The sequence below is a fragment of the Nostoc sp. genome (genome assembly GCF_036917435.1).
Lineage (GTDB): Bacteria > Cyanobacteriota > Cyanobacteriia > Cyanobacteriales > Nostocaceae > Nostoc.
The window spans coordinates 207192-232245 of sequence record NZ_JBALDM010000033.1; the positions used below are offsets into that span (position 1 = coordinate 207192).

Annotated in this window: 26 protein-coding genes; 13 read left to right on the plus strand and 13 right to left on the minus strand. The window is 42.8% G+C overall.

Translation table 11 applies throughout. The features are described 5' to 3' along the window. Positions 1 to 77 precede the first annotated feature (77 nt). From rpsC to rplC, 7 genes are all read right to left on the minus strand, one after another. On the minus strand, positions 78 to 860 hold the full coding sequence (gene rpsC / locus V7K98_RS15425) for a 30S ribosomal protein S3 (protein ID WP_334835599.1): 783 nt from the start codon (positions 858 to 860) through the stop codon (positions 78 to 80). 53 nt (positions 861 to 913) lie between these two features. Then, the gene (gene rplV, locus V7K98_RS15430) at positions 914 to 1270 is read right to left on the minus strand and encodes a 50S ribosomal protein L22 (RefSeq protein WP_265272229.1); all 357 of its coding nucleotides are present in this window, start codon (positions 1268 to 1270) and stop codon (positions 914 to 916) included. Between the two features lie 80 nt (positions 1271 to 1350). Next, the gene (rpsS, locus tag V7K98_RS15435) at positions 1351 to 1629 is read right to left on the minus strand and encodes a 30S ribosomal protein S19 (RefSeq protein WP_196518345.1); all 279 of its coding nucleotides are present in this window, start codon (positions 1627 to 1629) and stop codon (positions 1351 to 1353) included. A 139-nt stretch (positions 1630 to 1768) separates the two neighbouring features. Next, entirely contained in the window at positions 1769 to 2632 is an 864-nt protein-coding gene (rplB, locus tag V7K98_RS15440; protein WP_335023215.1) for a 50S ribosomal protein L2, read from the minus strand. A 137-nt stretch (positions 2633 to 2769) separates the two neighbouring features. Next, on the minus strand, positions 2770 to 3084 hold the full coding sequence (locus tag V7K98_RS15445) for a 50S ribosomal protein L23 (RefSeq protein WP_179068331.1): 315 nt from the start codon (positions 3082 to 3084) through the stop codon (positions 2770 to 2772). Next, entirely contained in the window at positions 3077 to 3715 is a 639-nt protein-coding gene (rplD, locus tag V7K98_RS15450) for a 50S ribosomal protein L4 (RefSeq protein WP_335023440.1), read from the minus strand. Before rplD ends, V7K98_RS15445 begins: the two co-directional genes overlap by 8 nt. 103 nt (positions 3716 to 3818) lie before the next feature. After that, positions 3819 to 4451: a 50S ribosomal protein L3 gene (gene rplC, locus V7K98_RS15455; RefSeq protein WP_335023217.1), complete on the minus strand. Its 633-nt coding sequence runs from the start codon at positions 4449 to 4451 to the stop codon at positions 3819 to 3821. Between the two features lie 969 nt (positions 4452 to 5420). On the opposite strand from rplC, the gene V7K98_RS15460 reads away from it, so the two are divergent. After that, positions 5421 to 5897, plus strand: coding sequence for an NAD(P)H-quinone oxidoreductase subunit N (locus V7K98_RS15460; RefSeq protein ID WP_335023219.1), 477 nt, complete (start codon positions 5421 to 5423; stop codon positions 5895 to 5897). Positions 5898 to 6063: 166 nt separating this feature from the next. Here V7K98_RS15460 and V7K98_RS15465 read toward each other — a convergent pair whose 3' ends face one another. Further along, positions 6064 to 6891, minus strand: a complete 828-nt coding sequence (locus tag V7K98_RS15465) for an ABC transporter permease (protein ID WP_335023221.1) — start codon at positions 6889 to 6891, stop codon at positions 6064 to 6066. Positions 6892 to 7313: 422 nt separating this feature from the next. Between V7K98_RS15465 and V7K98_RS15470 the strand changes: the two genes are divergently transcribed. The 4 genes from V7K98_RS15470 to V7K98_RS15485 all read left to right on the plus strand — a co-directional run bounded on the left by V7K98_RS15470 (position 7314) and on the right by V7K98_RS15485 (position 12487). Beyond that, positions 7314 to 8603 carry a cation:proton antiporter gene (locus V7K98_RS15470; protein ID WP_335023223.1) on the plus strand — a complete coding sequence of 430 codons (1290 nt, stop codon included), beginning with the start codon at positions 7314 to 7316 and terminating at the stop codon, positions 8601 to 8603. Positions 8604 to 8765: 162 nt separating this feature from the next. Next, the gene (locus V7K98_RS15475) at positions 8766 to 10985 is read left to right on the plus strand and encodes a cation:proton antiporter (RefSeq protein ID WP_335023225.1); all 2220 of its coding nucleotides are present in this window, start codon (positions 8766 to 8768) and stop codon (positions 10983 to 10985) included. Further along, the gene (locus V7K98_RS15480) at positions 10982 to 11482 is read left to right on the plus strand and encodes a hypothetical protein (protein WP_335023227.1); all 501 of its coding nucleotides are present in this window, start codon (positions 10982 to 10984) and stop codon (positions 11480 to 11482) included. The genes V7K98_RS15475 and V7K98_RS15480 overlap by 4 nt, the downstream gene beginning before the upstream one ends. 159 nt (positions 11483 to 11641) lie before the next feature. After that, entirely contained in the window at positions 11642 to 12487 is an 846-nt protein-coding gene (locus V7K98_RS15485) for an AMIN domain-containing protein (RefSeq protein ID WP_335023229.1), read from the plus strand. A gap of 127 nt (positions 12488 to 12614) precedes the next feature. Here V7K98_RS15485 and V7K98_RS15490 read toward each other — a convergent pair whose 3' ends face one another. Beyond that, positions 12615 to 14528: a transketolase C-terminal domain-containing protein gene (locus V7K98_RS15490; protein ID WP_335023231.1), complete on the minus strand. Its 1914-nt coding sequence runs from the start codon at positions 14526 to 14528 to the stop codon at positions 12615 to 12617. Positions 14529 to 14743: 215 nt separating this feature from the next. On the opposite strand from V7K98_RS15490, the gene V7K98_RS15495 reads away from it, so the two are divergent. After that, on the plus strand, positions 14744 to 15502 hold the full coding sequence (locus V7K98_RS15495) for a DeoR/GlpR family DNA-binding transcription regulator (RefSeq protein WP_334826970.1): 759 nt from the start codon (positions 14744 to 14746) through the stop codon (positions 15500 to 15502). Positions 15503 to 15607: 105 nt separating this feature from the next. On the opposite strand, the gene V7K98_RS15500 is transcribed toward V7K98_RS15495, so the two are convergent. The 3 genes from V7K98_RS15500 to V7K98_RS15510 form a co-directional block, all read right to left on the minus strand. Beyond that, a complete protein-coding gene (locus V7K98_RS15500; RefSeq protein ID WP_335023233.1) occupies positions 15608 to 16147 on the minus strand; it encodes a DUF3172 domain-containing protein in 540 nt (179 codons plus the stop codon). A gap of 403 nt (positions 16148 to 16550) precedes the next feature. After that, a complete protein-coding gene (locus V7K98_RS15505; protein ID WP_335023235.1) occupies positions 16551 to 16985 on the minus strand; it encodes a hypothetical protein in 435 nt (144 codons plus the stop codon). A gap of 168 nt (positions 16986 to 17153) precedes the next feature. After that, complete coding sequence (locus V7K98_RS15510; RefSeq protein WP_335023237.1) at positions 17154 to 17900, minus strand: GDSL-type esterase/lipase family protein; 747 nt, start codon at positions 17898 to 17900, stop codon at positions 17154 to 17156. Between the two features lie 799 nt (positions 17901 to 18699). Here V7K98_RS15510 and V7K98_RS15515 point away from each other — a divergent pair. The 7 genes from V7K98_RS15515 (at position 18700) to V7K98_RS15545 (ending at position 23944) form a co-directional block, all read left to right on the plus strand. Further along, positions 18700 to 19221, plus strand: coding sequence for a phycocyanin subunit beta (locus V7K98_RS15515; protein WP_094328475.1), 522 nt, complete (start codon positions 18700 to 18702; stop codon positions 19219 to 19221). A 71-nt stretch (positions 19222 to 19292) separates the two neighbouring features. Further along, positions 19293 to 19784, plus strand: a complete 492-nt coding sequence (gene cpcA, locus V7K98_RS15520; protein WP_012411562.1) for a phycocyanin subunit alpha — start codon at positions 19293 to 19295, stop codon at positions 19782 to 19784. 157 nt (positions 19785 to 19941) lie between these two features. Beyond that, positions 19942 to 20754 carry a phycobilisome linker polypeptide gene (locus V7K98_RS15525; protein WP_335023239.1) on the plus strand — a complete coding sequence of 271 codons (813 nt, stop codon included), beginning with the start codon at positions 19942 to 19944 and terminating at the stop codon, positions 20752 to 20754. Between the two features lie 130 nt (positions 20755 to 20884). After that, complete coding sequence (locus V7K98_RS15530; protein WP_335023241.1) at positions 20885 to 21754, plus strand: phycobilisome linker polypeptide; 870 nt, start codon at positions 20885 to 20887, stop codon at positions 21752 to 21754. 188 nt (positions 21755 to 21942) lie between these two features. Then, positions 21943 to 22200, plus strand: coding sequence for a phycobilisome linker polypeptide (locus V7K98_RS15535; protein WP_335023243.1), 258 nt, complete (start codon positions 21943 to 21945; stop codon positions 22198 to 22200). Then, complete coding sequence (locus V7K98_RS15540) at positions 22200 to 23045, plus strand: HEAT repeat domain-containing protein (protein ID WP_335023245.1); 846 nt, start codon at positions 22200 to 22202, stop codon at positions 23043 to 23045. The genes V7K98_RS15535 and V7K98_RS15540 overlap by 1 nt, the downstream gene beginning before the upstream one ends. Before the next feature lie 170 nt (positions 23046 to 23215). Then, positions 23216 to 23944, plus strand: coding sequence for a HEAT repeat domain-containing protein (locus tag V7K98_RS15545; RefSeq protein ID WP_335023247.1), 729 nt, complete (start codon positions 23216 to 23218; stop codon positions 23942 to 23944). A gap of 330 nt (positions 23945 to 24274) precedes the next feature. On the opposite strand, the gene V7K98_RS15550 is transcribed toward V7K98_RS15545, so the two are convergent. Then, positions 24275 to 24925, minus strand: coding sequence for an HD domain-containing protein (locus V7K98_RS15550; protein ID WP_335023249.1), 651 nt, complete (start codon positions 24923 to 24925; stop codon positions 24275 to 24277). Between the last annotated feature and the right edge of the window lie 129 nt (positions 24926 to 25054).

Consider the following 25054-nt stretch of genomic DNA (forward strand, 5'->3'; position numbering starts at 1 on the left):
CTGGGCATTGGGCATTGGGCATTGGGCATTGGGCATTGAAAATTGACAATGCCCCATGCGCCATGCCCCATTCCCATTTATCCTTCATTTGAGCGGTCTTCAAATTGCTGGCGACGACGTTGTTGTTGACGGCGACGGGGTTCACGATCGCGATCGCGGGGATCACGTTCGCGATCGCGGCTTGCTGGTGGTAGCGGCTCTGGTTCCTGTCCAGGAATAATTTCTCCTTTAAAGACCCAAACTTTGATGCCCAAAATACCGTAAACAGTTTTTGCAGTGCAATAAGAGTAGTCAATGTCAGCCCGTAAGGTATGTAAAGGTACTCTACCTTCACGAGTCCATTCTGTCCGGGCAATTTCTGCACCGTTGAGACGGCCGCTGACTTGGATTTTAATCCCTTGGACACCAGCGCGTTGGGCACGCTGAATCGATTGCCGCACTACCCGCCGAAAGGAAACCCGACGTTCCAATTGTTGAGCAATGTATTCAGCAATTAGGTAAGCATCTGCATCAACTCGTTGAACTTCAACTACGTTAATGCGAATTTGGCGATTACTACCCAACAGTCCTTGGAGTCCGGTACGCAAGGATTCAATACCTTGTCCACCACGTCCTACTACTACACCGGGTCTAGCTGTGCGTACTTCTAAGTCGATTTGGTCGGCTTTGCGCTCAATCCGCACTTCGGAAATACCGGCGTTGTTTTGAGCCTGTCTGCCCAGCTTTTGTTCTATGTATTGACGGAGTTTATAGTCTTCTTGTAAAAGTTCTGGATAACGGTCAGGAACAGCAAACCAGCGCGATTGATGTTCATGTGTAATACCCAGGCGAAAACCAACTGGATGAATTTTCTGTCCCACGAATGCTTCCTCTAAAATTTCTTACTTTACGCAATTTATTCGTGTAAACGTGCTTATTTTTCTGGAGCGGCTGCAACAGCCACAGTAATATGACACGTCGGTTTGCGAATTTGGTAAGCTCGACCTTGCGCTCTTGGTTGGAACCGCTTCAACGGCGGCCCTTGATCGGCGTAAGCTTGAGTAATCACTAGTTGAGTCCGATCTAACCCAGCGTTGTGTTCAGCATTGGCAGCAGCGCTTCTGAGAACCTTCAATATTGGATCAGTGGCGCGATAGGGCATGAATTCTAAGATGATTAACGCTTCTCGATACGATCGCCCCCGGATTTGATCGAGTACCCGACGCACTTTGTAAGCCGAGATGCGGATAAAACGAGCGATCGCTTTTACTTCAGTAGTATTAGTAGCCATAATTTTCTCCAATTTTGTCATTTGTCATTTGTCATTTGTCACTTGTCTTTAGCTAATGACTAATGACTAATAACTAATGACTACCTACCCGCTTTTTTGTCGCTTTTTCCATGACCCCTGTAGGTGCGTGTCGGGGAAAATTCACCCAACTTGTGTCCCACCATCTGTTCATTCACAAAAACTGGAACGTGTTGTCGTCCGTTGTGAACAGCTATGGTATGACCTACCATTAGGGGCAAAATTGTCGAAGCTCGTGACCAAGTTTTAATAACTTCTTTTCTGTTGCTGTCGTTGAGCTTTTCAATTTTCTTCAGCAGATGATCCGCAACGAAGGGACCTTTTTTTAGAGAACGACCCATATTTTTAAGTGCTGAGTTCTTAGTGCTGAGTTTTGAGTTTTAAGTTTCGACTCTCAAGTTTTGAGTCTTAAGTTTTGAGTCTTGAGTTTTAAGTGTTGAGAATTCCACTCAGCACTCGTTACTCGGTACTCATTACTGATTAAGACTCACGACCACCACGACCGCGTTTAGAAGACTTACGACGACGACGCACAATCAATTTACTGCTAAGTTTTTTGCGATTGCGTGTCTTCGCGCCCAATGTAGGTTTACCCCAAGGTGTAACAGGCCCCGATCTACCGATAGGCGCTCTACCTTCACCACCACCATGTGGGTGATCCACTGGGTTCATGACGCTACCCCTAACCTTCGGACGGCGACCTTTCCAGCGATTTCGTCCAGCTTTACCTGCACTCAGGTTTCTCGCATCGGTGTTGCCTACTTGCCCAATGGTGGCGTAGCAATCGCGTCGAATCAAGCGGACTTCTCCTGAAGGCAATTTGAGAGTTACATAATCACCTTCTTTTGCCACAACTTGAGCGCTAGCACCAGCAGCACGAACGATCTGACCACCTTTGCCAGGAGTCATTTCTACGTTGTGAACACTAGTACCCAAGGGAATCCTTGAGAGAGGTAAAGCATTACCATCTTCAAAGGGAGATTCTGGCCCAGAAACAATTATTGTTCCAACTTTCAACCCGTTGGGATGAAGGATGTACCGTTTTTCGCCATCTTGGTAATACAAAAGGGCAATTCGGGCATTGCGGTTTGGATCGTATTCAACTGCTGCGACTTTGGCAGGAATATTATGTTTATCCCTTTTAAAATCGATGATCCGGTAAAGTTGTTTGTGTCCGCCACCCCGACGACGACTGGTAATCCGCCCGGTATTATTCCGACCTTTGGCGCGATGCTTCGAGGTCGTTAAGGATTTTTCTGGCTCGGTTTTTGTAATTTCCGCAAAGTCAGAAACCGTAACTTGGCGAGTGCTGGGGGTATAAGGGCGATAAGAACGAGTACCCATATTTTTAAATGCTGAGTGCTGATAGCGTTAGCGGGGCGTTTAGCCCGTGCTGAGTCTTGAGTGTTGAGTGTTGAGTGTTGAGTATTGAGCTTAGTAACTTTTAACTCCTAACTCCTAACTTTTAACTCATAACTTTGTTAAACTTCTGGGAATAGAACTTGTCTAATCTTGTCTTCATCCCCAGGTGCGACTGTAATAATAGCTCGCTTATATTGGGGTTTATAACCGATAAATTTACCAACGCGCCGCTTTTTACGTGGTGGTAAGATGGTGTTGACTTTTACAACCTTGACCTGAAATAAGTCTTCGATCGCAGCCTTGATTTCTGGCTTAGATGCCTTTGGAATTACTTCAAAGGTGTACTTATTTTGCTCCATCAAGATAGTCGCCTTTTCGGTGACTATTGGGCGACGTACTAAGTCGGCAAGGTCGCGGGGGTCAAAGCTAGGCACTGTAGACCTCCTGAATTTTTTCTAGGGCTGATGCCGTAACTACAATTTTGTCAGCGTGCAGTAAATCAAAAACATTTAACTGGTCGGCTGCAATTAGTTTTAAATTTTCAATGTTGCGGGCTGACAAATAAACATTATCTGTATCCGCAATTCCAGACAAAATTAACAGTGCCTTGCTTTCTGGTACTACTCCCCAACGGGCAAGTGCTGCTACTAAGTCTTTAGTCTTCGGGCGAGATAGCTCGGTACTAAAATCTTCTACTACAATTAAGTCTTCAATGCGACTGACAAATACTGTCCGCAGTGCTAAACGTCGCTCTTTGCGGTTTAACTTAAGGTCGAAGTCTCTGGGCTTTGGCCCAAAGATCACACCACCACCACGCCACAGTGGTGAACGAATAGACCCTGCACGAGCGCGACCAGTACCTTTTTGTCGCCAAGGTTTGCGACCGCCGCCTCTGACTTCAGCACGAGTTTTTGTACTCGCATTTCCTTGACGAGCATTAGTCAATTGCCGTACCAAGGCGCGGTGTACAATGTGAGACGCTGTTTCTTCTTTGGCAACGCGCAACTCGAAGGTCGTCTCGCCGACCTGTTCTCCTTGCCAATTTTTAACTACGCTTTCAACCATCTTTCTTATTTGTCCTTTGTCATCTGTCATCTGTCATTTGTCTTTTGCCATTTGTCCTTAGCCAATGACTACTGACTAATGACTTTTGACTAATGACTTTTGACTATCCCACTACTTTTGCAGGTACAACACTTACTAGAGCGCCTGGTTTACCAGGAATGGCTCCCTTAATTAGTAATAAATTGCGTTCTGCATCAACTCGCACTATGGTCAGTTTACGGATTGTGATGCGTTTACCACCTAAACGCCCTGCCATCCGCTTACCTGGATAGACACGTCCTGGTGTTGTACCAGCACCAATAGAACCTGGCGCTCTGTGGTTTTTGGAACCGTGTGACATAGGCCCACGAGCAAAGTTGTTGCGCTTCTGGTTTCCCGCAAAGCCGCGACCGATGCTTGTGCCGACTACATCGACAATTTGACCCACACTAAAAATATCTGCTTTAATCTGTTGACCTAAAGCATAATCACTAGAATTATCAGTGTGATATTCATTTAGGTGACGCAATGCTGGAGCAGATGACTTAGCCAAATGACCCAGTAGTGGTCTGTTCAGTGCCTTTGGTTTAACTTCGCGAAAACCAACTTGAATGGCAAAGTAACCGTCGGTTTGTTTCGTTTTAACTTGTGTTACGGTGCATGGCCCTGCTTGAATGACAGTCACAGGAATGGCTACTCCTGCTTCGTCAAATATTTGGGTCATGCCCAGCTTGGTGCCGAGAATACCTACAGACACAGTAACTGGTTCTCCTTTCTACTTGCTGACCTTGGAATTGGACTCTAGAGGACACGCTTTGTACGCATCAGTTTAGGCTGGGTTAGCCTGCGAAATTTGGAATGGTTTCTGTAAACCAATCCAAATGCTTTTGGGACACAACAAACCGTGTCCGTACTGCTTGGTGAATCTGTTTAGCTTCACTCAATAGATCACCAGAACAGCTACAATTCTCTTCCGGTTTGGAAGGAGTAACTTCTGGAATCAATGCAAGGCGCTACAGTTTTAAACTGTGTGCAGCAATGCTTTTGTCCAAGCAATTGCTCTGGCACTTTCTGGAGGCAGCGCTGTCGGCGGGTTTTCCGATTTGTGTACGCCCTTGTAGACGGGTTCCCGGAGGTTGGCTACTGCCGTGTTGCAGTTGGACTTAAGCGGTTTTTACCGCCCAGTATCCGTTAACTGAGACTGACGTAATGCCATGAAACCAACATTGCTGCTCAGTTTTACTTCCTTAAATACCTTAAACCATTGTTTAAGATTTCGCCTGCTTTTTCAGAGGCACAGGAGTAAATTGACTCTGGAGCTTAGGATTGACTTTGATTGTTCATCCATAAGTTCCAATTTTGACCTGAAAGCTTTCTTAGTTTAGCAGTCTACGAGCAATCTGAGTTAGATTATCCAATTTGGATTAAATCATCAGCTTTTGATGCTAACACTACCTCAGAATGACAGTAAAATGTCTACCTAATTTGCGTTTTTGGTCACAATCTAATAATATAAATTATTTATTTATGTTTGTCTAGTAATTTATAGAGTTATTTTTGGGGAGACGCGATGAATCGCGTCTGTACAAGAGTGGGGGAGATGAAAGGGAGAAGGGGGAATTATTAAATAAGTCTTTTCTCCATGCCCAATGCCGAAAAAAATGCTTTTAATCTATCGGTTCAGGGTAAATAATAGAGATATCTAAGTGGGATAAGACGAAAATCTATGGCACTAATTACCACTGGCAACGGTTTAATCCGCGATCTGGAAAAATTTGGCGCTCTTGGAGTGTATGCACCTCTGGAAGGGGGTTATGAAGGTCGATATCAGCGCCGACTACGTGCTGCTGGCTATACCACCCTCCACATTACTGCTAAGGGACTGGGCGACGTAGCTACGTATCTCACAAGAATTCATGGAGTTAGACCTCCTCATCTTGGGAAAAAAAGTACTGGTAGTGGTGCGGCAGTAGGTCAGGTGTACTATTTACCGCCAATTCTCAATTCTCATCTAGAACAGCTACCACCAAAATCAAAGGGGCTGGTTTTGTGGATTATTGAAGGGCATATTCTTTCTAATGAGGAACTTGAGTATTTAACGAATTTGCCTCAGCTAGAACCACGAGTGAGAGTAGTAATCGAGAGGGGTGGCGATCGCTCTTTCCGTTGGACTTCTCTAGAAAAAACTCTGTTAGCTAGTTAGTCCTTTATCATTGGTCATTAGTCATTTGGTTAAAGCAAATGACTAATGACTCAATTCAATCAGCATTTCAATAATGCTGAGTCGAAAACCACAAGATAAAAATTAACCATCAAAAGTTATACAGAAAATTCAACAGTTAAAGCAGAGGTTGTGATTAAGTAAGGTTTTAATCTTGTTGGTGAGCGAATTTATAACCACCCCAGAGAGAAAGTGCGATCGCAATCACTAGCAAAATTGGTATGCTGTACCAAGGAAACTGGGATAAGGGTAAATGGGCAGCCGCACGCAATCCGATGCTGGCGTAGGTTAACGGTAACAGGTAAACTACGACTTTCAGGGCTGCTGGTAATGTACCAGGGTCAAAAAACGTTGCCCCTAAGAATGACATGGGGATAATTATAAAATTATTGTAGAGTCCGACTGATTCTAGCGATCGCACACTCAACCCGACAATCACCCCTAATCCAGCAAATACTGAACAATTTAGCACCACTAACAGTAAAAATAGTGGGTTGAGGAAATTCCAGTTTCCAGTCAATAGTACCGCTACCAAAATCACGCAAGCAGATGTCATCAACCCTCGCACTACTCCCGCTAGCATTTTTCCAATATGCAATGCTAAGGGATGTATGGGAGTTAACAACAATTCCTCGAAGGTTTTAGTAAATAATCTGTCTCCACAAATCGAAAATGTCGTTCCACCGAAGCTAATTGTCATCGAAGACAGCGCTACCATCCCCGGTAAGATGAATTCTAAATAGTTATTATAATCACCACTAATTCCTGAACCAGGTTTGATAGAACTACCCAAACCTAAACCAAAAGCTAAAATATATATCAATGGAGATATCAGGCCTGATGCAGCAATTTGTACGATTCTCACACGTAAATCTAACCAGTCTCCCCAAAAAATAGTCAGACTATCAGCTAGGAGAATTTGAAGTTGTGAAGTTTTGAACCTCTTCTCCGAAAGTAGCATTCTTTGAAATGTCACGTGCTTTCTGTTACTTATCAAAATTTCATTAATTTAGGACTTACGCAAAATTGTCTCAAAAGCCCGATTTGTCGTAGGGGTAATTCATGAATTACCCCTAATTCAGAACTTTTTTGCGTAAGTCCTGTAATTGTTAATTTACATTGTTTAATACATAAATTACTAGGGGTAAAAAAATATCCCCTATTAAAAATTAAATTTTTAGGACTTACGCATTGATAGGAAAGACCAAGTATAGATGATTTGAAAAACCAGATCCATCGTAGGGGCAATTCATGAATTGCCCCCACGATACAGGTCTATTTACCATCAATAGCTGTATAAAAAATAACTTTCCTCTGGCGATTTCATTATGAATGCAATATATTGTGTGCGAGTCTGGAAAGATTCTTCAATGCAGAGACGCAAATTAAGGAAGTGCAATGTCGAATTTTGATCTGGTTATTCAGCTATTTCTGCAACTCACAGTTATTTTAGCTACTTGTCGCATCGTCACGATTTTAGGACGGCGCTATCTTGGTCAAACCGATGTTGTTTGCGAAATGATTGCAGGTGTGATGCTAGGGCCATCACTTTTGGGATTGATTGCACCAGATTTTCAGCAATGGCTTTTTCCTAAGCTTCCTATAATCACTGCTGTAGGACTCAAGATACCCAATCCATCGATGTCGATTTTGTATGCTATTAGCCAGATTGGGCTAGTAATTTATATGTTTTTGATTGGTTTAGAGTTCAACACCAAACTCTTAAAACATCATATCAAAAGTGCAAGTTTGCTATCTGCTGCGGGGATTATCACTCCTTTTATTTTGGGAGCGATCGCATCTTTTTGGTTTTATCACAATGGTGATTTCTTTCAACCCAAAGTTATGCCTTGGTCAGCGGCTTTGTATCTCGGTGCATCGATGACTATTACAGCATTCCCTATGTTAGCTCGGATTCTTTACGAACGCGGTCTTACACAAACCCGTTTCGGTACTTTGGCTTTAGGTGCAGCATCGGTAGATGATGCAGTTGCTTGGTGTTTGCTGGCGATTGTCTTGGCTAGTGTGAAAAACTCTCTGAATATTGCGATATTAGCAATTGGTGGTGGCATTTGCTATGTGCTATTTGCAATTTTTCTCGGTCAACCTTTAATGAGAGCATTCACACGGATGACAAAACGTGATGTAGGTGTGAACAGACAAACTTTGACTTTGATGTTGATAATTTTGATGTTTTGTGCGTGGTTTACTGATATCACAGGTATCTATGCAATATTTGGTGCTTTCGTGCTGGGAGCAATAACACCACGCGGAGAATTTTCCCAACAAATTCGCCAATATACTGAGTTTTTAACTACTTCTTTTTTGTTACCAATATTTTTTGTCTTCTCTGGACTAAATACTCAAATTGCATTAGTCAACACACCTACTTTGTGGGGAATTACGCTGTTAATTATTGCGATCGCAATTCTTGGCAAAGGTGTTGCTTGTATGTTGGCTGCAAAATTGGCGGGAGAAAATTGGCGTGAATCTGCAACTATCGGCGCTCTGATGAATGCTCGTGGTTTGATGGAATTAATCATCCTCAATATCGGTCTTGAACAAGGTATAATTACCCCAACTCTATTCACTATAATGGTTATTATGGCAGTCGTTACTACACTTATGGCATCACCACTGATTACCTTTTTATTACGCGGGACAAGTTATGATAATTTTTCTGCTTAAACGAATATAAAGAAAAAATTAAATCCAAATTCACTGATATTAATTACATCTGGGTTGAGTTAACTTATTCGCTTGAACTTTAACGATATCTAACAAAATTGACATTTTATATTTTTTAAAGAATCATCTGAGAGAAACCAGATAGTTAATTGTGAGGAAACCATGCACATAGTTATTCTCGTTCTGGTTGAAGTACTGATTGTTATTGGACTTTCACGGCTAGTAGGACTAGGATTCCGTTCTATTAACCAACCTCTGGTAATTGGTGAGATTGTTGCCGGGATTATGCTCGGCCCATCCTTATTTGGTTTAGTCGCTCCCGATTTAGCAGTTACCTTGTTTCCACCAGAAACTTTTCCTTTTTTAAATGTTTTGTCTCAGGTGGGACTAATATTTTTTATGTTTCTGATTGGACTAGAACTAAATCCAAAATATCTCAGTGGGCAATTAGAAGTAGCAGTTTTAACTTCTCATGTCAGCATTTTGGTGCCGTTTTCTTTAGGAACATTGCTAGCGGTAATCCTTTATCCTCTAGTTTCCAATGCTAGTGTATCCTTCACCGCTTTTGCTTTGTTTTTAGGGGCAGCGATGTCTATTACTGCCTTTCCAGTATTGGCGCGAATCATTACTGAAAACAATTTACAAGGAACGCGTTTAGGAACATTGGCTTTAACTTGTGCAGCCGTGGATGATGTGACAGCTTGGTGTCTGTTAGCAGTTGCGATCGCAGTAGCTAGAACTGGTGACTTTGCTGGTGCGATACCGACAGTTATCGCCAGCATAGTTTACATCGGCTTAATGTTGACGGTGGGACGTTGGTTTCTCCAACGCCTTGCCAAACATTATCTGCGTGCGGGACGACTCAGCCAATTGCTGCTAGCTGGGATTTATATGGCAGTGGTTGCATCGGCATTAATTACCGAACTAATTGGTATTCACTTAATTTTTGGGGCATTTTTACTGGGAGCAGCCATGCCCAAAAATGAAGATTTAGTGCGGGAATTGGCTGTAAAAACCGAAGATTTTGTCCTGATATTTTTGCTGCCGATATTTTTTGCCTACAGTGGCTTAAAAACACAGATTGGCTTGTTGAACCGTCCAGAATTGTGGCTGTTGTGTGCCTTGGTTTTAGGAGTGGCGATCGCAGGCAAATATATTGGTACTTATGTTGCAGCCCGTGTTAGTGGCATTAGTAAACGGGAAGCCTCGGCACTTGGTTGGTTAATGAATACTCGCGGTTTAACCGAACTGATAGTGCTAAACATTGGTCTAGAGTTAGGGGTAATTTCCCCCCTAATATTTACCATGCTGGTAATTATGGCATTGGTAACTACATTCATGACCTCGCCACTGCTGGAATGGACATATCCCAAGAAGCTGATCAGGTTAGATGTTGTAGAACCGGAATCGGAAGCAGGAACAGGTATAGACACCTATGCTGGAGGTGAAACTTCTCCTCATCCTTTCCGAATTCTCGTGCCAGTGGCTAATCCAAGTACTCAAAAAGGTTTAGTACAGTTAGCAGTAGCTTTAGCGCAGCCCGCCGTCGGTGTAGCTCTCAATTATCGATATCCTGCCATTGTTAATCCCCTCAGCCTGATTGAATTTGAAGAAGACTATGCCTTTGAAAGTACCCCAGTTGAAGCAGATCGATTAATTGCCCAGCGCCGCCGCCAGCTAGAAGAATTAATTAATACTCTCGAACCGCCAGAAACTCGTTCTTGTGTGCATCCTATCGTTCGCATATCTAGCAACGTTGCCCGCGAAACAGCACAAATTGCCACATTAGAACAAGTTGATTTAATTCTTGTGGGCTGGCATCGGCCAGCTTTTAGCAGTAATCGTTTAGGTGGACGAGTCGGACAAATGCTTACTACTGCACCAGTTGATGTAGCAGTATTTGTAGATAAAGGCAAAGAGCGATTAGAAAGTTTACTTGTACCTTATTCTGCAAATATCCATGATGATTTAGCACTAATACTAGCTCTGAGACTGTTAATCAATCGTGAGACTTGTACGTTGCAGATATTACAGATAGTGGCAAATCATACTAGGGAAGAACTGAGTTACGAATTGCACACCATGATGGAGCAATTGCCCACCAGTGTACGCGATCGCATTGAAATCAAAATTATCGAAGCCCCAGAACCAATCCAAGCTGTAATTCAAGCCTCAGAAGCTGTTGACTTAACTATTGCTGGTACTAGCCGCGCTTGGGGTATTGAGCGCCAAACTTTGGGAAGATATACAGATCAACTAGCGATCCAATGTCGTTCTTCCCTGTTGATTACCCGCCGCTACAGTCAAGTCACCGCCCACCTTGCCTCTATGCTTCCTGAAGTTAGTCGTCAAGAGCCAACCATTGAGGAATTGAAATTATGAATCATTTCAAGTTCAAATCCTTGGCTTTTTACGGAGTATCAATAATTTCAGTACTAGTGTTGTTTAAAACTGTAAGTGTTTATGGGGAAAACAATCTTAAGGCTCCTTTGCCAGTTAACGGGCGCTATCGTCTAACTTTGTCAGAAAATTTGCCGAACTGTGAAAAATCGGATACTCTAACCTTAAATATTCAGCAATCGGGTATTTACTTAAATGCCTCTGTATTATCGGCTAACGCTAAAGCCGATACTGACGAAAAGCACTCTCTGGCAGGCATCTTCAGAAATCAACAATTAAATTTATCTGGGAAAGTTGGCAAATCAATCCTTTGTAATATTCCTCGCCCCCAAAACGATCCTCTGAACTCAGTCACAATTCAAATGCAACTTGTGGATAAAGGTAATATTACAGGCCAATTAACCGTAAATGGCATTCCACAAACTCTTAAATTTACTGCTGTGCCTGAAAAAGCCGAGGATAAATCTCAAAAGTTATGAATTGGGGAGTGGGAATTAAATAATTCGTAATTCGTAATTCGTGATTATGTAATGCGCGTGGGGATTTCAACTACAACACAAAACAATCAACCCTTATGGGATGAGGACTTGACCCCAATGTGAGCGCATTGTATGGGTTTTATGGAGCAGATAAAAAGAATGAATCAGGGACTAAAGACTAGGCAATTTTGCCAATGGCGCAAGCAGCTATTTAACATCAGTCTATTAGGCTTAGGCTTTTGTGCAGCGATCGCCCTCGAAACTTCCACTACTGCTGCTACACCAGTAGCAAAGCTTGATAATTGGCGGTTTTCACCCAAGACACAACAACTCGAAATCACTCTCTCAGCAGGTACAACCCCTCATTATTTCTACTTAGCCCAACCATCTCGGCTTGTTGTAGATTTACCGAATACTAAATTGGGCAAAGTTACCACACAACAAAATTATTCTGGAGCAATCAAAAGTATTCGCGTTTCTCAACTGAACGCAAAGGACACACGCATTGTCTTAGATTTAGCACCAGGGACTGCTTTTAATCCTAAACAGGTACAACTGCAACCCGTTTCCCGAAAAAACTCCACTCGCTGGGTATTACGTCCGGTTTTTTCTGGTAAAACTACTGCCGTAAAACCAGGAAACTCCCCATCTTCATCTAAGAAACAAGCTCAAACACCACATAAACCACAGCCGCCTAGTAACCTACCCGTAACTACTACTAATTTACAAGCGCCCTTACTCACAATTCCGCCGATATCAAACGATCTGCCCTCAACAATTACTAATAACTCAGGACAGCCTTTTGTCACTGTACCTGCCCTAACTCCGAATACATCCTCTCAACAACCTGCTTTGGTTCTTCCCCCTCCTTCTTTCCCAAATCAACCCAGTAACTTGAATAACATTCCTCCTTCTGGTGTGTCGGAATTTCCAGTTCCAACAACCCCCAATGTCTCGAATCCCCAGATTATTGAGTTTGGTCAACCTTTGCCCAAAACTAAATAGGGCATGGGGCATTGGGCATTGGGCATTGGGAATTGGGAATTGGGAATTGGGGAAGAAACTTGTTAAATAATTCTCCCTTGTCTCCCTAATCCCCCCTCCCTACTCCCCACTCCCTACTCCCCACTTCCTACCCAACTAACTCCTTCACCTTGTTGATGATGCTCACTGGATCGATACCTTGGTATGGGTACTGTTCCCATAAACCACCGCAACCTTCTTTATGAGTTCCAAGATGGGCATATTTGGGAGTCAACCCGCGCTCTAGCAGCCAAGAACCAAAACGGCTGCCTAAGCCTGTGCGACGGTTGAAGGCTTCTACTACAAGGACAAAAGGAGCATTACCAATTTTGGTAATCATTTCTTCATCAATAATGTTTAAAGTTGGTTTGTTAATTAAACCAACATCTAGCCCTTCTTGCTTAAGACGCTCTACAGCATCAACGGCACGGTAGAGAGCATCACCAAAACTGATGATATAGCCTTGCGTTCCCTCTCGGATAACCTCATCTTTACCAGGAACAAATTTGTAGCCAGTTCCAAATAAGTCATTGCCGTTGCTGTCCTGAATATTGGGAACTTTGGAACGGGTGGAGAAAATAAACCGCAATCCAGGCTCATGAAACACAGCTTCTACACAAGCTGTCATTTGATTAACATCTGCTGGGAAATACAACTGTGTTGCGTAGCCATCATCCAAGCCATTGTCGGCAAACATATTGTTTAAACCGAAGTGGCAAGTGTTATCTGCCATGTCATCTATACCTGCATGGGAAAAGTGGCATAGGACATTGGAATAGTTTAGCCGTGCCATTGTGATTTCTGAAATACACATTTCTAAGAAGGCGCTGAAAGTCCCAAAAATACCTTGCTTGCCCTTCTCCATGCCGAATCCAGCAGCAGCAGAAAAGTTACCTCGTTCCATGATGCCGGAGGAAATAAATATTTCAGGGTATGTATCGTGAATTTTCTTCAACCCGCAAGAGCCTTCTAGATCGCTATCAATGACCTTGACTTTCTCTTTACGCTCCGCTTCACTCATCCGACTAAGGACAGTTACTACGGCTTCACCAAACACATTGCGGTTAGCGCCCCATTTGTCACTGGAACCTAGAAATGTGTATGTTTGCTTGGGTTTTTCAATACTCTTCAAGTATTCGATCGCCGCAGTTTGTCCGCGAGATTCTAGATATTTTATTGCTAAATCTACAGAAATTACATCATGACCATGAGTTGAGCCTTCTAAACCTTCAATACCAGGGCACATCGGGCGTTTATTGATGATAGCGATCGCTCCGGGAGTATTCACAGCTTCACAGAGGCGACGGTATAAATCGTCTAAATCTTCCCCGTCTCCCTGAAGTACTTTCAAACCGTGACCTTCTAAAGTTTTGGCGACGCTGAAACCAGGTAAATATTTAGAAGGATGCCCAGCGATCGTTACATCGTTGTCATCAATGATCAGCTTGACGTTGAGATGTTGAGCAACCGCCAAGCGAGCAGCTTCAGCATCGTTGCCTTCTTGCTGTGAGCCATCGGAACCGAGACAAAAAACAGCTTTGCCTGGATTTGCGATCGCCACACCATTGATGTAAGGCCAAAGATGTCCCAGGCGGCCAGAACTAAATTTCACGCCAAGGGTTAATCCTAGTTCGGGATGTCCGGGCAAATGGGAATTTGCTTGACGATAACGTAAAAGTTGCTTGGCAGGTAAGTCACCATGTAACGTTGCCATCAGATATTGGGTAGCAACTCGATGTCCTGCCTCATCGAAGAAAATCGGCACAAATTGCTCCGATGCTCCCCGAAAGAAGGCATCAAGGATCATCACTTCGGGTACTGTATCATAAGGCCCACCAGTATGACCACCCACTCCGCTAGCAGCGCCAGTTGCTGTAAAAAAGACGATCGCATCCCGGCAGAGTTGAATATTTGCTTTTAAAGTCTTTCGCTGTTCATCGGTGAGGCTTGAATTTGCTGGATTGAGCGCTAAAAATTGGTAAGCACCGAGATCAATTGGAAATTGGGTATCAATAATAGTCATAGTTTATTTAGTAAAGGGGACTGGGAACTGGGGACTGGGGATTGGGAGCTAAGACCAACCACTTGGAACCATCTGGTTTCATCAAATGCCAAAATTAATACATTTAACCATGCATGAATGTGATTGAATTCAATTGAAGTTGCTGCTTGTCAATAAGTATAAACTCACAAACGTGCAATTTCAAGTTCAAAAACGCAATTTCAAGAAAATTAATTATGCTAACTGCTGAACGACGACAATTCATCTTAGAAATTCTGCGTCGTGATAAAAAGGTACTTTCGACAGAACTTAGTGCTGTTCTGAAGGTTTCTGAGGATACGATTCGGCGAGACTTGCGAGAACTAGCAGAAACTGGATTATTGCAACGTGTTCATGGGGGAGCGCTGCTTAAATCCCCAGCCACCGCTAGTTATGCCGATCGCCAAAAGCAAGCGCCTAAAGAAAAGGAAGCGATCGCTCGGACAGCAGCAAAATTAGTTTGTAAAGGACAGGTGGTGATTTTAGATGGAGGTACGACAACTCTCCAAGTGACACGACATTTGCCCTTAGATTTGCAAGCGACAGTGATCACAAATAGTCCGCCAATCGCCGTTGCTTTAGCAGAACATCCTCATATAGAGGTTGTGATGTTAGGTGGACAACTTTACAAAAAAGCCTTAGTAAATGTGGGTACTGTCACGATTGAGACATTACGGATGATTCGTGCAGATTTGTGTATGTTGGGCGTTTGCAGTTTACATCCAGAGATTGGGATTAGTGTGCCTAACCTAGACGAAGCCCATGTTAAACGAGCCATGATTGCTGGATCGGCTGAGGTAGTAGGATTAGTGACAGCAGAAAAATTGGACACGGCTGCTCCTTATCTAGTGGAGTCAATTCATGCCCTGACTTACCTTGTAACAGCACCTACAGTATCTAATAGTATGCTGAGTGCCTACAAAGCTTTAGGTTTAACCATTATCCGCGATGAGTAACCACGATCTGATGCGAGCAGATGCGATCGCTAAGGACTAGGGAGAGAAGGCAGGATAAGCATAGAATTCCTTCAATGCCCCATGCCCCATGCCCCATGCCCAATTCTAAAATCTATCAGTTTCTTGAGGTGTTCCAACTGCTCCAGGTTGAGCTGTAAAGAAGTTTTGAGCAGCTTCATTTTGATATATACACCTAATATCAGGTTGGCCACTGTCTAAGTTACCTGTAAATCCAAAGGTATTCAGGCGATTTTTGCACTCATTTACCTGATCCGATGTCACCAACTTGCGTTGCTCTAAAAGCGCCCAGTTATTTTGTCGGATCACACATCCAGGACGCATACTAGGCTGGGCAACATAAACATTAAAGGGGTTGAGAGTAACAAATAGTCTAGCGTCCATCACCATCGCGCTAGCTCCATACTGCACACAAATTTCAGGGTTTGGTGCTTTAGTATCAATAAATTCACGAGAAGCCACATTTGACGGGGTTAACGTAGTTGTAGAACTAAAAGCAATGCCAATTCCAATCCCCAAAATCAACACTCCTCCCATAATTGCGATGGTGAAGAGGTTAAACATAGGGGATTGGAAAATAGAGGGTTTAGAAGTAGTAGCCGTTCTACCAGGGGGTTTACGTCTCATTGTTGCTTAATCACCTTCACTTCGATTTTGGAGGGAGTGGTCTAAAGTTTTCTCTCTGTTTTCAGTATGCCTAGTCTGGACTGTAATTGCCTACAATTGTCTTTGCGATATTCTTGTTAATTGAGAGTTAATTGAGAAAAATAGCAAATATCTAAATTATAGTATGTGTAAATAATTAAAGGTTGGTAGTTATAAATTTAAGGTTAAAGCCCTGATTACGCTCTAATATCAATTTTACATTGTTTAGAGGATATCTGAGAGGTTTTTGTTCGGTGCTTTTCACCAAGCAAGTTGCTTGAGCATTAAATGAATTATGGGGATATCAGTGAATGTTTATATTGTATTAAGCAGGATTTTATAATCTTTACTTAATCGGTTGCACCAATTAAACCTTTTTGTGATGTTACAACAACTCTCCGCCCCGGAAACGCCAACGAATAAATATAATCCGCATCAGGCTTTGTGAACTAATAAATACTGCTAGCCACACAACGCTATAGTGCAATAAAAAAACTGCTAACGGTAATTCTTCTTTGGGTAAAGGTATTGGTAAAAAACCAAACAATTTTACTCCACAAAATACAAATACTAATTCCCATATCCCTGCTAAGAGTTGATAAGCTGCGGGCCAATCCCTATCCCAGCGAGATTTTTGGAGATAGTTATAAAGCACATCCCAACCTAAGCCAAATATTGCGACATAGGCAAGTATCCAGAAATAAACCGAGTTAGCACCAGGGCCAATCCAACCCATTGCAAAAGGTAAAGATACGAGTCCGCCCACTGTTGCAAGTAATAATAATCGAGTTTGCCAACGACCAAATAAAGTTGGTGTCATCAGAGTGAGGAGACGCGATTAATCGCATCTGTTAGAGTTTTTATAGATTGATTATGAAAGAATGTTACGTCTACTTTCATTGAAAATTTAACACGATTGTGGTGCTTTTTGTTAATATGGCAAATACAAGGATACAGGCAACGCGAAAGCACCAAGATATCTATATTATTAAGATGGTTTAAGATGATAATTAAATTGAGAATAGTAAGCTGCATTGGCAAAGCTTACTGAATGTATCGCATCCCAATTTATCACATCTTCTAACAAAACTTGATAACCAAGTGGATTGGGATGAAGACCATCTTCACTCAAGTGTTTGAGCCGCCAATTTTCACCGCGTTCCATCCACTGCTCAAAAATATCCAAATAGGGAATCTGCCTTTTGGTGCAAGCAATTCGAGTTGCTTCTTTGTAGCGGTACTGATCGGCATGATTATAGTAAAAACAATCCAAAAATGGCATTTTGGCTTCATCTACTGGCACCATACCCACAAATAATACAGGACAGAGTTGCTGTGCTAAATCTAAAAGAGTTGCAATTTCTTTTTCAAATAGGGTGAAATCTGTGTAACTTCGGCCATCAGGACGCGCCAACCGCGCTGAGTCATTCACGCCTACAGATAAAATAATCAAGTCGGGGACACGATTTCGCAGTTCACCACGATGGCGAAATTCAACTTCTAGTCTTTGTGCTACTTGTTGCGTGCGATCGCCTCTTACCCCTAAATTATAAAGAATATGACCGGGGCTATCCGGCAACATCCACCATCGTCTTAGTTGCTCAATCCAGCCTCCCTTTTCGGGATCGCCAAATCCATAAATTAAGCTGTCCCCCAGTGCGACAATCTTCATTGGCTGAAAGTGATTTGGTGGTACAGACAGCTGCATTGAGGAAGAAGCTAGAAATGTGTGCATTTAACAACTATATTTTATATCTTTACAAGATTCTATACATTTCTATACCATAAATGGCTATATTTAGTGTCTAAGCATCTATGAGTTTTCTAATTTTTGACATAGTTGCAAGGTGAATATTGTTGTAGTTGAGACTCAAAACGACTAGAGCGATCGCACCACAGACTTATATAAAGAGTGCTGAGTGCTGAGTAAAAAAATATCCCAAAACTGACAAAAAATCTTCTCTATTTCTCTTCTCTCTGCGTTCTCTGCGCCTCCGTGGTTCGTTCTTTTGGATAATTTATTTCCTGGAAGTCCCTGAACCCATGCCTGTAATGCAAACGCAGATATACTATATTATGTGTCATTGGCAAAAACAAGCAAGTAGCCAATACTACACAAGTTAAGAGTGCGATGCCTGCGCCGGGCTACGCTTACGCATTCTTTTAGAGATTTTCCAGAAACAAATTGTCCTCTTTTTATGGTATGTAGAGGAATTAATGCAGAATGTTAACTTGTGTAAACAAAATTAACAAACATAACAATAATTTGTAATAAATAATGATGCGGCATCGTTGTATAAAGAGAACTTGGAAGTAAAAAACAACATCTTAATCAGGTTTTCCAGTCGTTCACAGAAGTTTGAAGTTTTTTAACAAAAGTTTTAATCTGAAAGCCTGGAGATCGTAAACTTATTTCGTGGATGTCTGTTTTAAACCTTTCGTAACTCGTCAGGCAGTGCTGACATCAAAAAAACTGAAATATTCAGTTTTGAGTCCAATTATTCTTAACCAAGCAAATTAGGAGATTTAACGCAATGGTTTTAGATGCATTTGCAAAAGTAGTTTCCCAAGCTGACACACGTGGGGAATACCTCTCCGATGCACAATTGGATGCATTGAGCGAACTAGTAAAAGATGGTAACAAGCGTGCAGATGCTGTTAACCGGATTACCAGCAATGCTTCCGCTCTAGTTGCTGCTGCGGCTCGTGATTTGTGGGCAGAACAGCCCCAATTGATCACTCCCGGTGGTAATGCTTACACCAGCCGTCGCGCTGCTGCTTGCATCAGAGACTTGGACATCATTCTTCGCTACATCACCTACGCAATCTTTGCTGGCGATTCCAGTGTTCTAGATGACCGTGCCCTCAACGGCTTGCGTGAAACCTACTTAGCATTGGGAACCCCTGGAGCTTCAGTTGCTGTTGGTATTCAAAAGCTGAAAGCAGCTTCCTTGGCAATTGTTAACGATACAAACAATATCACCAGAGGCGATTGCAGTGCTTTGGCATCTGAAATCGCTAGCTATTTTGATCGTGCTGCTTCAGCCGTAGCTTAAGGCAGATAATTGTCCATTCATTAGGACAAAACAAAATTTCAACCAAAAGTTTGTAAAAGGGAAATACCAAAATGACAAAAACACCTCTAACTGAAGCAATTGCATCGGCTGACTCTCAAGGTCGTTACCTCAGCAGCACCGAAATTCAAGTTGCTTTTGGTCGCTTCCGTCAAGCACCAGCTAGCTTACAAGCGGCAAAAGCATTGAGCGCTAATGCTCAACGCTTGACCGAAGGTGCTGCTCAAGCAGTTTATAACAAGTTCCCTTACACCACCCAACAACAAGGCCCTAACTTCGCGTCTGATGCACGCGGTAAAGGCAAGTGCGTTCGTGATGTCGGCTACTACTTGCGGATTATCACTTATGCATTAGTTGTTGGTGGCACAGGCCCCTTAGACGATTTCTTGATTTCTGGCTTGGCTGAAATCAACCGCACTTTTGACCTATCTCCTAGCTGGTACATTGAAGCTCTCAAGTACATCAAAGCTAACCACGGTCTAAGCGGCGACCCAGCTGTTGAAGCAAATTCCTACATCGATTATGTAATCAATACTCTAAGCTAGAGTGTTTCTTTAGCCCGGAGAGGAAATCAGCTCTTATGACAAGTGAGTTCTATGAGTTGCTTACCTCTCCGGGCAGTTTTATAAAACTGTTAAAAGACTAGAAAAAAAATTTTCTAAAAGTTTTCAGTTTTGGAGTTAAAACTGAGGAGGTTTAAAGATGGCAGCTTTGGGACAAGCAGCAAGATTAGGGATTGGAGCATTTGAAAACTCAGCACTGGTAGAACTACGTCCCGATAGAACTGAAGCAGATGTGGCAGTGGTTATCCGGGCAGCTTACCGTCAGGTTTTAGGTAATGCATACCTCCTAGAAGGAGAGCGTCTGGAGAGTGCAGAATCACTTTTGCAACAAGGTTTAATCTCGGTTCGGGGATTTGTGCAAGCCATTGCTCAATCGGAACTCTATCGGGATAAGTACTTCCACTCTAACTCCCAAACTCGGTTTATCGAGTTAAATTATAAGCATTTATTGGGGCGTGCCCCACAAGATGAGTCAGAGATTTCTTACCATGTTGAGCTTTACAACTCACAAGGTTATGAAGCTGAAATTAACTCCTACGTTGACTCATTAGAATATCAAGAGAGTTTTGGTGAGAATATTGTACCCTACTATCGAGGCTTTAAGAGTCAAGTAGGACTAAAAAACGTTGGATTTGGCCGACTGTTCCAACTGTATCGCGGTTATGCCAATAGCGATCGCGCCCAAGGACAAAAACAAGGACGGCTAACCTGGGAAGTCGCTAAAAATCTAGCTTCACCCATTTATCCAGTCTCTGCTGGAGCCTTAACCGGCCTCTCTACAGGTGGTCGTGGTGAAACATATCGCATCAGAGTGCTACAAGCAGCTTCCCCCAACTCAACTGTAGTGCGGCGTGGTACTGCGGAATTGATCGTACCCTACGAGCAACTGTCTAGTAAATTGCAACAGTTGAATCGCAAAGGCAGTAGAGTTATTAGCATTACTGCCGTATAAATATAACTGGGGACTGGGGACTGGGGGCTGGGGAGTGGCGGCTGGGCAGTGGGAAAGAGTTTTCTCAACACCTAGTAGCCTATCCCTAATCCCCAGTCCCCAATTAGTAATTACAAAAGGAAAATCACCAATGGCTATTACAACAGCAGCGTCCCGTCTAGGAACGGAACCTTTTAGCGACCAATCTCCTGTAGAATTGCGTCCCAATGCAAGTAAAGAAGATATAGAGAGAGTAATTCTTGCCGTCTATCGTCAGGTGTTGGGCAACAACTATATATTGGCATCTGACCGCCTCGAAAGTGCTGAATCTATCCTGCGCGATGGGAAAAATACAGTACAAGAATTTGTGCGCCAAGTCGCTAAATCAGAACTGTACAAAACCAAGTTTTTCTACGACAATTTCCAAACTCGTGTTATCGAACTGAACTATAAACATTTGTTGGGTCGTGCCCCTTATGATGAGTCGGAAGTGGTATATCACTTAGACTTGTATCAAAACAAGGGATATGAAGCCGACATCGATTCTTATATTGATTCGCCAGAGTATCAATCGAGCTTTGGTGAAAATATAGCGCCTTACTATCGCGGCTTTAAAACCCAAACAGGACAGAAAACTGTCGGATTTAGCCGGATATTCCAACTTTATCGCGGTTATGCCAGTAGCGATACCTCCCAACTCAAAGGCAAGTCCTCCCGTCTTGCTGTCGAACTCGGACGCAACAGTGCATCTATCGTTGTTCCTCCATCTGGTGGCCCTTCAGGTTTTTCATACGTTCCTTCCGAAAAAGGCGTTACCCCCAACAGTACTTTTGGTGGTGCGGGAACATTTGGTAAAGAAGGCAGACTCTACCGGATTGAAGTGGCAGGCGTTTTTGGCGCTGGATATCCTAGCACCCGCCGGGTAAATCAAGCGGTGGTAATACCTTATGAAGAACTATCTACCTACTTCCAAAGAGTAGTAAAACAAGGTGGTAAAATAGCTAGTGTGAAACCACTTTAGTTTAAAAAGTAAAAAGTAAAAAGTAAAAAGATAATCCCCATAAATAAATTTAGTTGCTCTGAAACCATTTTTTTCTTTCTTTTGCCTTTTAACTTTTTACTTTTGCCTTGTTCGGTCAATAGTCATTAGTTATGAATTAATGACTATTGAAAACTTGAAACTTGAAACTTGAAATTTGGAAGTGATTTATGCTTGGACAAATTAGTAGTAGAACTAGTAGTCGTTACTTCCGGTATGAAGTAGTAGGTTTACGTCAAAGCGAAGAAACCGAAAAAACTAACTATGCCATTCGTTCTAGTGCCACTGTGTTTTTTACAGTGCCTGAGAACAGGATGAATCAAGAAATGCAGAGGATTACTCGCTTAGGTGGCAAAATAGTTAGTATTCAACCATTGAATGCTGAGGCGAAAACAGATAGCGAACAGAGCGATCATCCTTCTTCCTAATGAATTCTAGTCCACAGAAATTTGAAGATTTATCACCGACAGGTGATAATGCCGACGGTGGATCTTTAACAGTAGAGCAAGCGATCGCTAATTTAGAAAGTGCAGATTTAGGCTTGCGATTTTATGCTGCCTGGTGGTTGGGTAGGTTTCGGATAGGTGAACCAGCTGCGGTTACAGGACTGATCAAAGCTTTAGAGGATCAAGCCGACAGGACACCAGAAGGCGGATATCCTCTGCGACGGAATGCAGCTAGGGCATTAGGGAAACTAAGCGATCGCCAAGCAGTATCACCTTTAATTACGTGTTTAGAATGCTCAGACTTTTATGTGCGCGAAGCAGCAGCACAATCCCTAGAAATGTTAGGCGATCCGGTTTGTATTCCTGCGCTAATCAAGCTATTAACAGTAGGCTTGCAGGGAGAACAGCTTGTCTCACAGCAACCTGATTTATCTCAACCTTACGAGGCCATTTTAGAAGCCTTGGGAACCTTAAGGGCAACTGAGTATATCCCTTTGGTAAAGCCATTTTTAGAGCATCCAATCGAATTGGTACAATATGCCGCCGCACGAGCGATGTATCAATTAACCCAAGAGGCAGCTTACGGAGAAAGGTTAGTAAAGGCTTTGGCGGGTGAGAGATTGCAATTGCGTCGAGCAGTGTTAGCAGATTTGGGAGCCATTGGATATTTACCTGCGGCAGATGCGATCGCACAGACTCTTGCTGAAAATAGCCTCAAGCTCATTTCTCTTAAAGGATTACTAGAACATCAAGTCAATCACACCACACCAGGCACTTTGTCAGAAGGCGCAATGAAAGTGATTAATCTGATGGACTCGCTGTTGTAGTTATAAAATCTAGATAATCAGTTGTTATTAATACGTTACAATAAAATGTTTACTACACACAAACCCCCAGCCCAACTGCAAAATCAGGGTTAGGGGGTTTATGTATGATGTCAGCTACGGATAACTTAAGCTACAATTAGCTGACGGCTAATTACTCATGAAAAATTATTATGAATAACAGCGATCTTGCCCCAGTATTGATCCGTGCTGTACAAGAAGCAGACTCATCAGAACGTTTAGTAGACGCAGTTCAAGAGTTAGCAGCAGCACATATTGAGGAATCTGTTCCTACTCTGATTGCAGCTTTGGGCTACAACAATCCAGGGGCGGCGGTAGCGGCGGTAGATGGACTAATTGCGATCGGGGAACCCGCAGTATCGCCACTATTGGAACTAATTGATGACTACAACTATGGTGCTAGGGCTTGGGCACTTCGTGCCTTAGCGGGAATTGGCGATGTTCGGGCATTGGATACCTTGTTAGAGGCAGCAAAAACCGATTTTTCTTTAAGTGTGCGGCGGGCTGCTACTAGGGGATTAGGCACTTTGCAGTGGCATCAACTACCACCTGAAAAAGTGGAATCTGTTCAGACTCAGGTATTAGAGGCGCTATTATTAATTTCTCAAGATCCAGAATGGGTAGTGCGCTATGCAGCAGTGACGAGTTTAGAAATATTAGCGATCGCAATAGCAGTCAGTTTACCCGATCAAGAGTCGCGGATTACAAATCAACTACAGCAAATGCTTGATACAGATGCCGATCTTGGAGTTCGTACCCGTGTCAAGTTTGCACAAGAAAAAATTCAGCAGCAACAACATCAAGAAGTCTTTGCACCAAAAAGAAAGCTACAAGAAACTGAAGTGCCTGAAGTGCCTTATCGTGGCGGTGGCAGACGGTGAATTACTCAGACTTGCCTACGGCTGTACTGCTTTGCAGAACCCGAAGGTTAGTCTGAGCTTCTGTACTCATAGGCGAGTGCCCAAACTTAGACTTTTGTCCCCTCCTACAGCCTACAGTGTACGTACAAGTCATCGAACTACCCAAAACAAAAGAAAAACCTTACCCTGTCAAAGATTGGACATCCCTCACCTTAACTAAGGAGAGGGACAGGTTTTACGGAGTAAAAGTAGGGTGAGGTTTCTTAGGGGCTATAAGACTTAACCTTCCGCCTTTAGCATCGATATATTATTTACGATAGAACAATTAAAATAATTGGTCGCTCCTCATAACTAACCAGACAATAAAGACTTAATTTCTGCCTGGATGTTGCCACGGGCACAGGGTTCGGCGAACTCTGACATTAAAGGCGTAAAGTAGATATGCGATCGCTGTAAAAATCGTTCTAAAACCTGCTGACGACCTGTAATATAATCCTTGTCTGCCACCCAGCCATATTCCTGGCGAATGGCATGGGCGTATTCTAAATAATCCACTGAGTTAGCAGCCAAAATCGCTAAATCTGCATCAAGTAAAACTTGGCTATCATAGTCATTCACCGCAGCTTGATGGTCTTTAGTGTTCATAATGAGATGTGTAACAATACTTATAGTATTTTCTGGAATACCTAAATTCCTCAGAAATTCAAAAGCATAGTCTGCGCTTCGTTCTTCATTATCTTGAGCTTTAGTGTCGTACACTACATCGTGAAACCAGGCAGCTAGTTGAACAGCAGCGAGGTTGTTAGTGTAGCCTTGCAAAATCTGAATTGTGCTGAGAACGTGATGAATATGTTTCAGTGTATGGTAGTAGCGATCGGGGGTAGAGTAAGCTACAACCAAGGAATTAAAGGCTTTTTCAGCCGCTATCTGGTCAACACCAAAGGGTTTGAGTGTGTGTTGCCAGTTAGAAAATAAAATATCCATAAAGTTTTCTGTAGGCATAGAGTGAGTATACCCATTCGCAGTATTGGAAAAAACAAGTACATCCTGTTAAAACAGCAGTAGAAGAATTTAGTTACAACCTCACCTTCTGACTCTGTTGGCACAAAGAGGGAGAATTTTCCCTTCCCA